Below are 15,188 nucleotides of genomic sequence, written 5' to 3'. Positions count from 1 at the left end.
GGGCCGGTGTTCCGCATTGCTCCGGTGGCGCTCGCCGTGCTGGTGCCGCTGGCCGGGTGCACTCCCGCGGATGCGCCGGTCGATGAGCGACTCGACATCAGCGCCTACTCGGAGGTGCACGCCGTCCTCGACCGGACGAACGAGCTGATGACCTACCCGATCGACGCGTACTTCATCGACGCGGAGGGGCTCGGCCGGATCGTGCAGGCCAATGCCCTGCTGCTGGACGACTGCATGCGGGAGGGCGGCCGGACGGACCCGTCGGCGGCGTTCGACCTCACCCGGTCCGCCGTCGTCACGGAGACGACCTTCGGCATCTGGAGCCCGGAGCGCGCGGCCCGCTCCGGATACGGCTTCGACATGCCTAACGCGGCGGCCGTCGAGGCGGCGAGTGCGGCGGTCATCGAGGCCGCCGCCGCCGATCCGGGGTGGGAGGACGCGATGAGCGCGTGTGAGGACCGGGTCGAGACCCTGCCCGGCCTGGGACGCGACTACGCGGCCGATAAGGGGATGGAGATCACTCAGCTGCCGCAGGCGATCACCAACGACGCCGGGCGCCTCGCATCGGCGGATCCCCGGTGGAACCGGGCGCGCACCCGGTGGGGCGACTGCCTGATCGCGCACGGACTGCAGCTCCGCACCGACAGCGAGCAGCCCTGGTCGCCCCAGGTGCCCGACGACCCCGAGGCGGCGATCCGGACGGCGGTGCAGGACGTGCAGTGCAAAGAGGACACCCGGCTCGTCGAGACGCTGAGCTCTCTGCAGGCGCAGTACCAGGCGGCGCTGATCGACAGGCACCGCGCCGAGCTGGACGAGGTGGCGCAGAAGGAGCGCGCAGTCCTGGAGCGCGCCGATGCCGTCATCGCGCGGTACGGGCGCTGAGCCGTGGCCGACCAGCACGGATCGGTGCGCCTGCCCGCCGTCGCCCGGCCGCGAGCGCTCGTAGCCTTCCTCGTGAGCGTCCTCCTCGTCGGAGCCGTCGGAGTGGGCGTGGGAGCCTCGCTCCGATCCGCCGACGACCTCGACGCGGCGGCCGAGCAGCCGCCGCCCCCGGTCGAGGTCGAGGTGGAGCGGCGCTCCATCGAGCCGCCGCGGACAGTGCAGGGCGTCGTTGACCCGGGTGACATCCGGACCGTTCCGTTCGCGGGCATCAGTGCACCCGCGGTCCTGCCCTACGTGACCGAAGTGGGGACACCGCAGGGCGGGGTCCTCGCCAGCGGGGGACTCCTGCTCGCCGTCGCAGGCCGTCCGCTCCTCGGGCTGCGGGTCACGGCTCCGCTGTACCGCGATCTGCACGTCGGCGACTCGGGGCCCGACGCCGAAGCATTCGAGGTGGCGCTCAGCGCGCTCTCCGACGCCGACTTCGCTGTGGACGGCACCGTGACCGAGGCGACCGTCGCTGCCGCCGACGCGCTGTGGCGCGAGCGCGGCTACCGGCTCCCGACCGAGACCGTCGCGTCGCCCGCGGGCGGATCGTCGGATCCGGGGGCGACGTCGACTCCCGGTCCTACGCCGCCACCCACCGCGGTCACGCGCCCCTTCGTCGACGTGACGCAGATCGTCCAGTTGGAGTCGGACTCCGTGACCGTGCTCTCGGCGCCGGCGGTGGGGGCGACGGCCTCCTCCGAGGAGCCGCTCGCCGTCCTGCAGACGAGCCCGCGGCGCATCACCGCCCGGGCGACCGTGATCGACGCCGAGGCGCTTCAGGCGGGGACGCCGGTCGTGCTCCACGCGGACGGCCGGCCCGAGCGATCGGGGGCCGTCGTGCGGCAGGGGGACTTCGTCGCCGCGGACAGCACCGCCGGGAGCGCGTCCGGCCGCGACCTGTTCCTCGACCTGCCCGAGGACTGGGCCGACCTGGGTGACAAGGCGTCCGTCGTCGTCTCCGCGGCGAGAGCGGGCGACCCCGTCCTCGCCGTCCCGCTGACGGCGGTCCACCGGGCCTCCACCGCTCCGTTCGTCGTGGTCGGCCGGTCCTCCCGATACCGGACGGGCGAGGAGGTCCCCGTGACAGTGCTCGGAGTCGGAGACGGCTGGGCACACCTCGACGAGTCGACGGGACCGGCCGAGGGCGACACCGTCGTGGTGACGCCGTGAGCGGGCCGCTGCTGTCGCTGCGCGGCGTCGGCCGCCGCTATCCCGGCGGGGGATCAGCGGGCGCGCTCTCGGGGCTCGACCTCGACGTCCGTGCGGGGGAGTTCGTCGCGATCGTCGGACGCTCCGGCGCCGGCAAGTCGACGCTGCTCAACATCCTCGGGCTTCTCGACTCGGCGGACGAGGGGGAGTACCGCCTCGCAGGCGTCGACGTGGCCTCGCTCCCGGAGCGGGAGCGCGACGCGCTGCGGTCCCGGACGTTCGGCTTCGTGTTCCAGGACTCCTTCGTCCTGCCGCGGGAGACGGTCGCCCGGAACACGGCGCTCCCGCTCCGGACCCGCGGAGAGCGGACGGGGGACCAGCGCGACCCGGTCGCGCAGGCGCTGGAGGGCGTCGCGCTCCTCCCACTTGCGGATCAGCGCGCGGGCACGCTCTCCGGAGGCGAGCGGCAGCGGGTCGCGATCGCGCGCGCCGTCGTCGGCCGACCGGCCGTGATCCTGGCGGACGAGCCGACCGGGAACCTCGACTCCGCGACCGCCGATGCCGTCCTGGAGGTGCTGTCCGCGCTGCACCGCGCGGGCGTGACGATCGTGCTCATCACGCACTCGCCGGAGGTGGCAGCGCACGCCCAGCGCCGGCTCCGCCTCGAGAACGGACGAGTGGTCGACGACTCGGGTGCGGTGCCGGACACAGACCAGGGCGCGGGTCTGTCCGCTGCGGACTCCTCCGAGGCGGCACAGGGCGCCACCGATCCGTCCGACCCCGCCCCGGCTGCAGCACCGCGTCGCCGCCGCGCTCCGCACCTCGCCGACGCGGTGTCGTCGCTCCTGCTCTCGCCCGCCCGGACCCTCGGGATCCTCGCCGCGTTCGTCCTCGCTGTCGCCGGGCTGGTGACCTCGGTCGGGATGAGCGCGGCCGCGGCGCAGCAGATCTCGGCACGGCTGGACGCCGCGGCCCTCGATCAGATCACGGTGCGCCTCCCGGCCGAGACGACCCTGCCTCAGCTGCGGGAGGCGGCGTCCGACATCGGGGGCCTCGAGGGAGTGGAGGCGGCGAGCGCCCGCCTGACCCTTCCGGCGGCGGTCGCGCACCCGGAGCGCTGGGTGGCCTCCTCCGTCGTCGCCACCGACGCCGCGGTGGTCGCCGTCGACCGGGCCTTCCTCGACGTCGAGCTCGTCACCACCCGTCCCTCCACCGCTTCCGAGTGGCTCGACGCGGTGGACGGAGGTCCCGTCGCCCTGCTGGGCGCAGGAGCGGCGGCCGATCTCGGGATCCCCGTCGGCAGGACGGGCGACACCGTCCGGATCGCCGGGACGCCCGTGGTGGTCGCGGGCTTCGTCGAGTCCTCCCAGCGCGATCCGGCGCTCGCGGAGTCGATCCTCGTCTCGCTGACCGACCTCGAGGTGCCCGCCCGAGCCGAGCCCTCGGTGGTCGCCCGCACCGCGCCCGGCCGGCCCGCCGCGATCGCCGAGTCCGTGCCGCTCGCCGTCGACGCCGCCCACCCCGAGCGCTCGGTCGTCCAGACGGTCGCCGACTTGCGGCTGCTCAGCCGGGGCGTGAGCAGCGACCTCGCCGCGAACCTCCTCCTGGTGTCGCTGCTCCTACTCGTGCTGGTCTGCCTGACGAGCGCGACCTCGATGTTCCTCGCCGTCTCGGCTCGCACCCGCGAGATCGCGCTGCGGCGGGCCGTCGGAGCGACACGGTCCGACGTCAGGGCGCTCTTCCTCGCCGAGGGGACGGTGATCGGAGCCGCGGGCGCCTTCTCAGGCCTGGCTCTGGGGGTCCTCGCGACCGCCGTCCTCAGTGCCGCGCAGGTCTGGACGCCGGTGCTCGACCCGCTCAGTGCCGCGGCGGGAGTCCTGGCCGGGATCGGAGCGGGCGCGGTCTCGGCCGTCGCCCCCGCCCTCCGGGCCGCGCGCATCGAGCCCGCGCTCGCCCTCCGCGCCGGATGACCCTCCGCGGACGGGCCGCCACTGGACGACCAGAGCGAGCGGACTGCGATGCAGGGCGAGTGCCCCCCGACCCACCGCCGCTTCCGCCCCGGACGCCCGGCCGCACACGCAGAGGAGGGAGCGCCCGCGGGCACTCCCTCCTCCGTCACGACCGGTCGACCGGCCGCCGTGCGCTCAGCAGACGCGGGCCGGGTAGGCCACCGTCTGCGCGAGGGTCTCGGAGCCCGCCGTGGCGGTCACCGTCACCTGGCTGCCCGGCATGCTCGCGAGGCGGGTGGTGAACGCGGCCGATCCGCTCGCACCCGCGGCCACCGCGGTGACCGTCTTCGAGCCGTAGGCCGAGGCCATCGCGACGTCGATCGGAGCGGTGCCGCCGTTCTTGGCGAGGACAGTCAGCACCGCCTTCCCGGCCACGCAGCGCGACGTCACGGTCACCGGCACCGTCAGCGCCGGGGCGGCCGCCTCGGGGACGACGATCTCGCCGATCTTGAGGAACGAGCCCGGCGTGGAGAAGGTCAGCTTCAGGCCGGTGGCCGAGACCGCCGCGAACGGGATCGTGGTCAGCGTGCCGTTCGCCGCCGGAGCGACGTTCTGCGCGGTGGTCGGCTTCCAGGTGCCGTCCTCGGCGCGGTAGGCCACGCTCACCGACGCCAGGGTGCCCTCGGTGTTGGTGAAGGTGAGCCCGGCGACGCGGTGCGCCTCGGTGTTCGTCAGCGTGAACTCGGCGCTGCCGGCGAAGGTGCCGTCGGTCCAGGTCGACCAGGGGGTGCTCACGTTGCCGTCGCAGGCGTTCTTCGCGGGGAGGGTCGCGTACTTCGTCTGGCTGAACGACGCCGAGACCGCGGCTCCGGGGACGCGGCAGACGTTCGTCGGCGGCGCGGTGCCCCAGATCTGCACCTCCGAGACCGACTGCCACGTGTTCGCCGCGCTGGTGAGGTGCAGGCGGAGGCCCGTGGTGTCGGGCAGGGAGGACAGGTCGAGGATCGCCGTCGGGGCGGATCCGGTCGCGGCCTGGCTGAGGGTGGTGGCGACCGAGGAGGTCGTCCATGCGCCGTTCACCTGGTACTCGACCTCGATCCGCGAGGGCCAGGTCGCGGTCGCACCGTCCTTGTAGGTGCTGACCGTCACCGAGTCGAGGTTCTGCGCCGCGCCCCAGGAGAAGGAGAGGCGGCTGTCGCGCGGGTAGCCGGCCGAGGACCAGTCGTCCCAGCCCTTGCCCTTGACGTCGCCGTCGATGAGCTTGCCGGCGAGGTCCGTGCGGCTCGAGACCGCGACCGACGCTCCGGGAGCGAGGTTCGCGATGCCCGGCTCCGCCACCTCGATCGTGCGGGTGAAGCGGCGGCCGGAGGAGAATCCGGCGTCGGCGGCGAGCGTGCCCGTCACCTGCACCGTGCCGAGCTCGGCGGGGCCGGGGGCGGCCCAGGTCACGGCGACGTCGCGGGTCGAGCCGTTGCTCGCGACCGAGACCGTCGAGGGGAGCGCGGCGGCGATGTCGGCGCCGCGGCGGACCTGCTTCGGCAGACGGGCGTCCACGACCGACCAGACGCCCTCGCCGACCCCCTTGTCGTCCCAGTAGGAGAGGTTCCAGCCGGACCCCCAGCGCGCCGGGTCCTCCTGAGCCGGATTCCGCATCGCGAGGCGGCCGTTCTCGCCGACCGTCATCGGGAGCCAGACGTAGGTCGAGTCCGACTTGCCCTCGTTCCAGCGGTCGCCCATGTAGACGTACTTCCCGGGAGCGAGGGTGAGGACGTTCGTCGACTGCGAGCCGAAGGTGGTCTTGCGGGAGTCGCCGATCGAGAGCAGGCCGTCGCCGCCCTCCGGGATCGCGTTGTAGGCGACGTTCTCGTCGGCGTCGCCCTTCTCGACTCCGCGGGTCCACGCGCCGAGGATCGAGTCGGCGGTGTAGTAGGTCTGCGGGTTCGGCGCCCAGCCGGTCGCCCCGGAGGCGATCGTGTAGTACTTGCCGCCGTTGGCGAAGATCGCGGGCGCCTCGAGGTGTCCGCACTCCTTCACGATCTGGAAGTCGGTGCCGCGCACCGGTGCTCCGGCCGCACCGTCGGCGAAGACGTAGGGGTACGTCCCGTCGGCCGAGTACTGGTTCGCGTCGAGGGTGTCGGTCGTAGTGGTCCGCTCGACGTTGGTGTAGTCGGCGTCCAGCTTCGCCACGTAGAGCGAGTAGTTCTCCTCGGAGGAGTAGGAGATGTACGCGGTGCCGTCCTCGTCCTGGAAGACGGTCATGTCCCGTGCCTGCCCGGGCACGGCGGAGGTGGTGCAGGCCTTGTAGTCCGTGCGGTTGTAGAGGCGGTAGACGCCCTGGAGCGTGAAGGGCCCGGTCGGGCTGTCCGAGACGGCGACTCCCGCCATCGAGCGCGCGTAGGTGCTGCCGCCCGGCGTGGTCCGGCCGTCGGAGTGCCACCACATGACCCACTTGCCGGTCTTCTCGTTGAAGAGGACCTTGGGGCGCTCGAAGATGGCGGTGTTCGGCGAGGCCTGCGTCGTGTCGAGGTGGTAGTCGAGCTCCGCGATGCGGTCGGCGCGAGGGGCTCCGGAGTCGTCGACGGTGTCGTAGAGCGCGTCGAAGTAGGGGGCCTCGAGGTCGGCCGGAGCCGAGACGCTGCGCAGCGCGGTGCCCTTGTTCTCCCAGTTGTGGCCGTCGGTGGAGCGGTAGACCGCGACTCCGGGGCTGTTCCAGTAGCCCTTCGTGCGGTCCTCGCCGTACCAGTACTGGACCTGCTGACCGCCCTCCTCGACGGTGACGATCTGGCCGCCGTGCGCCTGGATGTGGCGGCCGTCGGTGTCGTACCAGTAGGGCTGGAAGTAGCCGGCCGCGGTGCTGCCCGGGTCCTGGACCGCCGGGTAGTCGGTGTAGGTCACGGGCGTCGAGGTGCGCGGCACTCCGTCGTCGGGATCCGTGGCCACGGCGGCCGAGGCCGACTGCGCTCCTGCTCCCAGGAGTGCTGCGACGAGCAGCGCGGCCACCGCCGCGGCGGCCGTTCGTGGTCGAGACGTCATGCTGTGCTCCTTTGCACCGGGGACTTCGCGCATGTTCACGCAAACATCAGGCTTCCACGAGGGTCTGATGACGTCAACATCCGAATCCACTCGATCGCCGGATCCCGACGGCTGCGGGCCCGGTCCTCGCTGCTCGACCTTCCGGCGCGAGCGCTCCGCCCGGTTGGAGGGCGCGCTCCGCGAACCGTCGATCATCCGATGCCGCCCGAACCGCCCCCGCCCCCGGGCCGGAGGGCTCGAGGGCGATCGGACGTGCGGTGCGGCCTAGCCGCCGACCGCCTTCCGGGTATCGATCTCAGGGCTGCGAGGATCTCGCGCGCTCGAGGATGGCCTCGATCACGGCGGACTTCGCCTCGGCGTAGTCGTTCCCGTCCTCCCAGCGCCGGAGGAGGAGAGACGCCTTCGTGCTGCGGTAGAGCTCGCGGTCGGCCGGGTCGGTGCGCAGCCGGTCGCGCAGGAGGAGGTACGCGTCGATCGCGGGATGACCCTCCTCGTAGATGTGGACGTGGGCGTCCCGTCCGGGCGTGCGGACGAGCCGGTGCCCGGGCTCGCGGGTGCGCAGGACGTAGCCGGCCTCGAGCAGCGGCGCGACGTGGTCCTCCTCCGCCGTGACGTCGGGCACGACGACCAGCACGTCGATGATCGGCTTCGCGGGCAGGCCCGGGACGGAGGTCGAGCCGATGTGCTCGACCCGCACGCCCGGGACGGCCTCGAGGATGCGCCGCCGGTGCTCCTCGAACAGGGCGGACCACTCGGGTTCGTGCTCGTGCAGGGCGAGCTCGAGCGGCTCCGGTCCGCCGACGAGCTCGACGGATGCGACGTCGGGGCGGCGGGGGGAGCGGTGCGGAGTCACCGGGTCATCCTGCCAGGGGTGCCGCAGGGCGGGTGCGGTTCACTTGAGCGGTGAGCACCCTCCTCGTCACCGCGCACCCCGACCGCGACTCCCTCACCGCCGCCCTCGCCCGGCGGCTGCGGGACGAGCTCGGCCCCGACGGAGTGGAGACGGCCGACCTCGACGCCGAGGGCTTCGACCCGCGGTTCGGCGCGGCCGACCGGGACCGCTACCGAGGTGTCGGCCCGGTTCCGGACGACGTCCTCCGCGAGCAGCGCCGGCTCGACGGCGTCGACCACCTCGTGCTCGTCTTCCCCGTCTACTGGTGGTCGATGCCCGCGCTGCTGAAGGGCTGGATCGACCGCGTCTTCCTCGCCGGCTGGGCCTTCGACATCGACCCCGTCCACGGCACGCAGCGGAGGCTCGGCGCTCTGACCGTCCACCTCGTCCTCATCGCGGGGGACTCCGCCGGGACCTACGAGCGGCACGGCTACGAGCAGGCGCTGCTGACGCAGATCCAGCACGGGATCATCGACTACTGCGGGGCCCGGCGCGGCGGGGCCGTCTTCGTCCACGAGTCCGAGCGCGAGGACGACGCGAGCCGCAGGGCGGCGGTCGAGGACGCGGTCGAGCGGACCGTGGAGGCGATCAGGGCTGATCCGCCTGCAGCGCTCCGGTGACGAGGGCCTGAACGAGGGTGTCGGCGTCGTAGTCCGGATCGTGGGCGGCGCCGATGCAGAGGTTGCCGATGCCCTTGAGGAGCATGTAGCCGCTGAGACTCGACGCCGGGATCCGGGCGGGTCGTGCCGCTTCGAGCAGGTCGCCGCAGACGGGGACGAGCCGCTCCACGAAGTAGGCGTGCAGGGCGTCGGATCCGGCGCTGTCGCCCTGGAGCGCACCGGCGAGGCCGTGCTTGGTCACCAGGAGGTCGACGAAGTGGGCGACCCAGGCCCGGAGGGCGGCCTCCGGGGTCGCGCTGTCGGCGAGCAGCCGTGGGCCCGCCTCCGCGCAGGCCTCGACCTGGTGGCGGTAGACGGCGACCACGAGCTCCGAGCGGGTCGGGAAGTGCCGGTAGATCGTCCCCATGCCGACGCCGGCCTCCGCCGCGATCTCGCGGACCGGCGCGTCCACGCCGGAGGCCACGAACACCGTCGCCGCGGCGGCGAGCAGTGCGTCGCGACTCGTCCGCGGTCGGCCGGGCGTGCGGGGCACACGGTCGCTCATCGGTTCTCCTTGCTTTTCGGAGCGGCGCTCCGTAATGTCTCCGAGCGCCGCTCCACCACGTTCCGGAGCAGTGCTCCGCAATGTTCCGGAGCAGCGCTCCGACGATTGTGCCAGAGCGCCGCCCCCCAGGAAGGACCCTCGTGCCCACTCCGCTCCTCGACTCCCTCGACCGCGTCGTCGGACCCGGCGCCCCCGTCGTCTCCCTCGCTCCGGTCGTGCTCGACGCCCCCGGCCGCCCCGTCCCGCTCGAGGTCCGCGTCTCGGCCCCGACGACGGGGTCGGATCTGCCCGTCGTGCTGTTCTCGCACGGCAACGGCTGGAATCTCGACGGCTACGCCCCGCTGACCGCCTTCTGGGCGTCCCGCGGCTTCGTCGTGATCCAGCCCACCCATCTCGACTCCCGCCGCAACGGCTTCGGCTTCGACCACCCGGTCTTCCCGAGCATCTGGACGGAGCGGATCGCCGATCTGACCCGCTCCCTCGACCGGCTCGACACCCTCGAGGCGGCCGTCCCCGGCCTCGCCGGACGGATCGACCGCGCCCGGATCGCCGTGGCCGGCCACTCCTGGGGCGGGCAGACCGCGCAGGCCCTCCTCGGCGCCCGCGTCCTCGACGACGACGGCACCGCCGGAGCCGACCTCTCGGACGAGCGGGTCCGCGCCGGGATCCTGCTCGCGGCGACCGGGCTCGCCGGGGACGACCTCGCGCCGTTCGCCCGCGAGCACTTCCCCTTCCTGCGGCCCTCGTTCGCCGAGCTGACCACACCGACCCTGGTCGTCGCGGGCGACCGTGACCAGTCGCGGATGTCGCGGCGCGGCCCCGACTGGTTCACCGACGCCTTCACGCACAGCCCCGGCGCCTCCGACCTGCTGACCCTCCACGGTGCGGAGCACTCGCTCGGCGGGATCGTCGGGGACTCGGTGGCGGAGACGACCGACGCGGACCCCGTGCGCGTCGCCGCGCTGCAGCGGCTGAGCACCGCCTACCTCCGCACCGCGCTCGGCGTCGATCCGCGGAGCTGGGGCGCCGCGCGGGACGCCTTCCGACACCACGGGGCCGCCCTCGGCCGGATCGACGGGAAGTAGCGGCTGCGGTCGACCCCCGGTGAGCACCGCCCGATGCGCGCGGTCCGCACGGCCGAGCGCGACCCCTCTCGATCCGTCGCGAACGGCCCGTCGCCGAGGGGCGGACGGGCCGTTCGCGACGGATGAGCGGAGCGGGTCCTGCCGTCAGCGCGGGGCGCGCAGCCCGGCGAGCGGGCCGTCGTGCAGCGGCTCCGTCTCCCAGCGGACGCGGGCGGTGCGGTCGGGAGCGAGCTCGACGTGCAGGCGGTGCGGGGTCTCGAGGAACACGACGTCGACCAGGACTCCGTCGCCCGAGGGTCCGGCGCTCGCCGCGAACAGCCCGTCGACGGTCCAGGCTCCCGCGCCGGGCGTCACCGTGAAGCGCTCGTCGCCCTCGGTCAGCGCGAGCGTCCAGCCGCCCTCGTCGGCCGTCACCTCGACGGCGTCGGGCCACGATCCGACCGGCGTGTAGCTCCCGGTCGCGGGGGAGGCGCCCTCGAGCGGGGGCAGGGCGAGCTCCGACAGCCGGTCGGCCAGCCGGGCGTCGGCCTCCGCCGTGGACCCGCGGCCGACGGCGGGGAGCAGGTGCTCCCAGGCGAGCGCGAGCAGCGTCTGCGTGTCCGAGGTCTGGCCGGTCAGCGCGATCACGAGCTCGCGCTCGGGCACGATCAGGCTGAACTGCCCGTACGCGCCGTCCGCGCGGTAGCCGTGCAGCGACCGCCAGAACTGGAAGCCGTAGCCCTGCTGCCAGTCCGGTCCGCCGTCCTCGTGGGTCGGGACGTGCGCGCGGGACGCCTCGGCGACCCACTCCGGCGAGAGGATCCGCCGGTCGCCCCAGCGCCCCTCCTGCAGGTACAGCAGTCCGAGCGCAGCTGCCGCCTCGGTGGTGGCGTGCAGCCCGCTGTAGCCGAGCTCGCGCCCCGAGTCGTCGCGATGCCAGGCGACCTCGCCGATGCCGAGCGGATCGAGCAGGCGCGGGCGCAGGTAGTCGGTCAGCGACTGCCCGCTCACGCGCTGCACGATCGCGGCGGCGGCGAAGGTGCAGGGCTGGTTGTAGGCGAAGACGCTGCCCGGCTCCTGCTCCGGCGGGAGGAGGAGGAAGCCGCGCACCAGGTCGGCCGGGTCCGTCTCCTCGGCGCGGTCGATCGTCTCGGCGGAGTGGCCGCTCGCCATCGCGAGGACGTGGCGGACGCGGATCGCACGCGAGCGCGGGTCGGTGATCTCGTCGTCGAGCTCGGGGAAGTACGAGAGGACGGTGGCGTCCAGGTCGACCAGGCCCTCGGCGACCGCGAGGCCGACGGCGGTCGCGGTGAAGCTCTTGCTCAGCGAGTAGAAGAGGTGCAGCCGCTCGGCCGAGTACGGCGCCCACCAGCCCTCGGCGACGACGTCGCCGCCCTGCACGACCATCAGGCCGTGCAGCTCGACGCCGGGAGCGGCCTCGACGCCTTCGACGAAGGCCAGCACTCCCTCGGCGTCGACGGAGCGGGCGGACGGGGTGCTTCTCGGCAGTGAGCGCGTCATCCTCCGATGCTACGACCGGCGCGGCGCCGCCTCCGCCCGGGGGCAGGAGGCGGCGCCGCCTAGGCGGTCGGCTCGGCGGGGAAGGGCCCGAGGCCGAGCAGGAAGCGGAGGATCGCGTCGGCCGGCACGCGCAGGGCGGGGCCGGAGCCGAGCTCCCACTCCGCGTCGGTCGGAGCGAGGGTGCGACCGCGGACGGCGGCGCGGATCGCGAGCGGCGCGCGCTGCAGGCGGTCCAGGGCCACCCCGCCGGTGATGCGGGAGGAGAGGGCGAGCGGCTCGGGGGAGAGCGCGAGCTCGACGCGGACGACCTCGACCAGCTCGGCGACCGAGCGGGGACCCGCGCCGGCGCGGCGAGCGGAGGCGAGAGCGGCCAGGGCCGGGGCGATCTCGGCGGCAGGGGGAGGGGAGGAGGCCTCGCGGGCGCCCATCCGCGTCGCGAGGCGCTGGCCGGTGCTGCTCGAGAGCCGCACGACGAGCTCTCCGAGCAGGGCGTCCCGGGAGACGGCACTGGCCGCCTCGCCTTCCGTGGTGGAGGGCGAGGCGGCCAGGACGGCGAGGCGGTCGAGCCTCTCGGCGACGAGGGGGCGCCAGTCGTTGCTGACGCCCGTCTCGTCGACCGAGGGCCCGGTGCTCAGCGGCAGGAACCGCGACCAGTCGGGCACGACCGCAGGGCCTAGCGTCCGCCCGAGCGGCGCTTGTTGTAGACGTCGAAGGCGACCGCGAGCAGGAGCACGAGGCCCTTGACCGCCTGCTGCCACTCGATGCCGATGCCCATGATCGACATGCCGTTGTTCAGGACGCCGATGATGAGGCCACCGATGATCGCGCCGCCGATGGTGCCGACGCCGCCCTGGACCGCCGCGCCGCCGATGAACGCGGCCGAGATGGCCTCGAGCTCGAAGCCGTCGCCCGCCTTCGGGCCGGCGAGGTTGAGTCGCGCGGTGAAGACGAGGCCGGCCAGCGCCGCGAGGACGCCCATGTTGACGAACAGCCAGAAGGTGACGTTGCGGGTCTTGATGCCGGACAGCTCCGCGGCGTGCAGGTTGCCGCCGATCGCGTAGACGTGGCGACCGAAGACGGAGCGGTTCATGACCACGCCGTAGATCAGGACGAGCACGGCGAGCACGATCAGGGTGACCGGGATGCCCTTGAAGGTGGCCAGCGCGAAGGAGAAGGCCGCGATCACGACGGAGACGAGGACGAGCTTGGTGACGAACCAGGCGCCCGGCTCGACGCTCTGCGCGTACTTCTGGCGGCCGCGGCGGGTGCGCACGGACTGCACGGCGAAGGCGACGATCGCGAGCGCGCCGATGACGAGCGACAGCGGGTCGAGATCGGTCTCGCCGAACAGGTCGGTGAGGAAGCCGTTGCCCAGCGCGCGGTACTCGGTCGGGAAGGAGCCGATGTTCGCGTTGCCGAGGACGACGAGCGCCAGGCCGCGGAAGATCAGCATGCCCGCCAGGGTCACGATGAACGCCGGGATTCCGACGTAGGCGATCCAGAAGCCCTGCCACGCTCCGACCAGGGCGCCGATGAGGAGGGAGAGGATGATCGACAGCCACCACGGGAGACCCATGTTGACCGCGAAGACGCCCGAGATCGCTCCGACGAACGCCGCGACCGAGCCGACCGAGAGGTCGATGTGCCCGGCCACGATGACCATCACCATGCCGATGGCGAGGATCAGGATGTAGCCGTTCTGGACGATCAGGTTCGAGATGTTCTGGGGGCGGAGGAGGATTCCGCCGGTCATCACCTCGAACAGCAGCACCACCACGATGAGGGCGATGAAGATGCCGTTCTTGCCGAGGTCGCCCAGCACGTGGCTGAGGCGCTTCGTGAAGGCGTTCTCGGTGGGCTTCACCTGCGCACCGGCCGCGGTGGACGGTTCGTTCTGCAGATCGGTCATCGTTGCTTCTCCTGGGTCATGAGGGTGAGGACCGCCTCGGGCGTCGCCTCGGCGATGGGCAGCTCGCCCGTGATCCGGCCCTCCGACAGCGCGTAGACGCGGTCGCAGATGCCGAGCAGCTCCGGCAGCTCGGAGGAGATGACGATGATCCCCTTACCCTGCGCCGCGAGCCGGTTGATGATGGTGTAGATCTCGTACTTCGCACCCACGTCGATGCCGCGGGTGGGCTCGTCGAGGATGAGGACGTCCGGGTCGGAGTAGATCCACTTCGACAGGACGACCTTCTGCTGGTTGCCGCCGGAGAGCTTCCCGGTCTTGGCGAGCACGGTCGGCGACTTGATGTTCATGCTGCCGCGGTACTCGTTGGCGACCTCGAACTCGCGGTTGTCGTCGACGAGTCCGCCGCGGGCGACCTTGTCGAGCGAAGCGAGCGAGATGTTCCGCTTGATGTCGTCGATGAGGTTGAGGCCGTAGTGCTTGCGGTCCTCGGTCGCGTAGGCGAGCCCGTGGGCGATCGCCTCCGAGACGTTGCGGATCTTGATCTCCTTGCCGGCCTTGAACACCTGGCCGGAGATGCGGCTGCCGTAGGAGCGGCCGAAGAGGCTCATCGCGAACTCGGTGCGCCCGGCGCCCATGAGCCCGGCGATGCCGACGATCTCGCCGCGGTGGACCGACAGGTTGACCTTGTCCACCATGACGCGGGTCGGGTCCTGGGGGTGGTGGGCCGTCCAGTCGACCACGCGCAGGATCTCCTCGCCGATGTGCGGCGTGTGGTCCGGGTAGCGGTGGTCGAGGTCGCGGCCGACCATGTCCTTGATGATGCGGTCCTCGGTGACGTCGTCGTGCGCGATCGTCTCGATGGTCTTGCCGTCGCGGATGACCGTGACGGTGTCCGCGATCTTCTTGATCTCGTTCAGCTTGTGGCTGATGATGATCGACGTGATGCCCTGCTCCTTGAGGTGCAGGATCAGGTCGAGCAGATGGTCCGAGTCCTCGTCGTTCAGGGCCGCGGTGGGCTCGTCGAGGATGAGCAGCTTGACCCGCTTGGAGAGCGCCTTCGCGATCTCGACGAGCTGCTGCTTGCCGACTCCGATCTCCATGATCTTGGTGGTCGGGTTCTCGCGCAGACCCACGCGGGCCAGCAGCGCCGCCGCCTCCTGGTTGGTCTTGTTCCAGTCGATCAGGCCGCCGAAGCCGCGCACCTCGTTGCCGAGGAAGATGTTCTCCGCGATGGAGAGGTAGGGGCTGAGGGCCAGCTCCTGGTGGATGATGACGATGCCCTTCGCCTCCGAGTCGCGGATGCTGGAGAACTGCATCACCTCGTCCTCGAAGACGATGTCGCCCTCGTAGGTGCCGTGCGGGTAGACGCCCGACAGGACCTTCATCAGCGTCGACTTGCCGGCGCCGTTCTCCCCGCAGATCGCGTGGACTTCGCCGCGCTGTGCGTTGAGCGTGACGTCCTGGAGCGCCTTCACGCCCGGGAACGTCTTGGTGATGCCGCGCATCTCGAGGATGTTCGAGGTCACGCCGCCTCCCTTCCTTCGTAGTGGGGGAGGGCGCCCAGTGGGCGCCCTCCCGGG

General features: G+C 72.5%; 12 protein-coding genes. 5 read left to right on the top strand and 7 right to left on the bottom strand.

The genetic code is table 11. The features are described 5' to 3' along the window. Positions 1-6: 6 nt before the first annotated feature. The 3 genes from C5D66_RS10015 to C5D66_RS10005 are packed head-to-tail and all read left to right on the top strand — an operon-like array spanning position 7 to position 4,046. Positions 7-882 (top strand): hypothetical protein, encoded by an 876-nt coding sequence (locus C5D66_RS10015; RefSeq protein WP_146079309.1) that lies wholly within the window; start codon positions 7-9, stop codon positions 880-882. Positions 883-885: 3 nt separating this feature from the next. After that, a complete protein-coding gene (locus tag C5D66_RS10010; protein WP_104256405.1) occupies positions 886-2,097 on the top strand; it encodes a hypothetical protein in 1,212 nt (403 codons plus the stop codon). Further along, positions 2,094-4,046 (top strand): ABC transporter ATP-binding protein, encoded by a 1,953-nt coding sequence (locus tag C5D66_RS10005; RefSeq protein WP_104256404.1) that lies wholly within the window; start codon positions 2,094-2,096, stop codon positions 4,044-4,046. The genes C5D66_RS10010 and C5D66_RS10005 overlap by 4 nt, the downstream gene beginning before the upstream one ends. A gap of 174 nt (positions 4,047-4,220) precedes the next feature. Here C5D66_RS10005 and C5D66_RS10000 read toward each other — a convergent pair whose 3' ends face one another. Continuing rightward, entirely contained in the window at positions 4,221-7,058 is a 2,838-nt protein-coding gene (locus tag C5D66_RS10000; RefSeq protein WP_104256403.1) for a discoidin domain-containing protein, read from the bottom strand. Between the two features lie 295 nt (positions 7,059-7,353). Then, positions 7,354-7,911 (bottom strand): GrpB family protein, encoded by a 558-nt coding sequence (locus tag C5D66_RS09995; RefSeq protein ID WP_104256402.1) that lies wholly within the window; start codon positions 7,909-7,911, stop codon positions 7,354-7,356. A gap of 50 nt (positions 7,912-7,961) precedes the next feature. On the opposite strand from C5D66_RS09995, the gene C5D66_RS09990 reads away from it, so the two are divergent. After that, positions 7,962-8,570, top strand: a complete 609-nt coding sequence (locus C5D66_RS09990; RefSeq protein WP_104256401.1) for an NAD(P)H-dependent oxidoreductase — start codon at positions 7,962-7,964, stop codon at positions 8,568-8,570. On the opposite strand, the gene C5D66_RS09985 is transcribed toward C5D66_RS09990, so the two are convergent. Next, complete coding sequence (locus C5D66_RS09985) at positions 8,539-9,114, bottom strand: TetR/AcrR family transcriptional regulator (RefSeq protein ID WP_104227392.1); 576 nt, start codon at positions 9,112-9,114, stop codon at positions 8,539-8,541. The two genes, C5D66_RS09990 and C5D66_RS09985, sit on opposite strands and share 32 nt — an antisense overlap. A 140-nt stretch (positions 9,115-9,254) precedes the next feature. Between C5D66_RS09985 and C5D66_RS09980 the strand changes: the two genes are divergently transcribed. Continuing rightward, positions 9,255-10,199 (top strand): chlorophyllase, encoded by a 945-nt coding sequence (locus C5D66_RS09980; protein WP_258061410.1) that lies wholly within the window; start codon positions 9,255-9,257, stop codon positions 10,197-10,199. Between the two features lie 144 nt (positions 10,200-10,343). Here the strand turns inward: C5D66_RS09980 and C5D66_RS09975 are convergent, their stop codons facing one another. The 4 genes from C5D66_RS09975 to mmsA are packed head-to-tail and all read right to left on the bottom strand — an operon-like array spanning position 10,344 to position 15,134. Next, positions 10,344-11,699: a serine hydrolase gene (locus C5D66_RS09975; RefSeq protein ID WP_104256399.1), complete on the bottom strand. Its 1,356-nt coding sequence runs from the start codon at positions 11,697-11,699 to the stop codon at positions 10,344-10,346. A gap of 59 nt (positions 11,700-11,758) precedes the next feature. Further along, positions 11,759-12,361 (bottom strand): hypothetical protein, encoded by a 603-nt coding sequence (locus C5D66_RS09970; protein ID WP_104234507.1) that lies wholly within the window; start codon positions 12,359-12,361, stop codon positions 11,759-11,761. A gap of 11 nt (positions 12,362-12,372) precedes the next feature. After that, the gene (gene mmsB / locus C5D66_RS09965; protein WP_104227395.1) at positions 12,373-13,608 is read right to left on the bottom strand and encodes a multiple monosaccharide ABC transporter permease; all 1,236 of its coding nucleotides are present in this window, start codon (positions 13,606-13,608) and stop codon (positions 12,373-12,375) included. After that, positions 13,605-15,134, bottom strand: coding sequence for a multiple monosaccharide ABC transporter ATP-binding protein (mmsA, locus tag C5D66_RS09960; protein WP_104256398.1), 1,530 nt, complete (start codon positions 15,132-15,134; stop codon positions 13,605-13,607). Before mmsA ends, mmsB begins: the two co-directional genes overlap by 4 nt. Positions 15,135-15,188 lie beyond the last annotated feature (54 nt).

The sequence above is a fragment of the Rathayibacter sp. AY1B4 genome (assembly GCF_002932815.1).
Taxonomy (GTDB): Bacteria; Actinomycetota; Actinomycetes; order Actinomycetales; family Microbacteriaceae; genus Rathayibacter.
The sequence above is the reverse complement of the archived record's forward strand: the minus strand, read 5'-3'. Positions and strand labels throughout refer to the sequence as shown.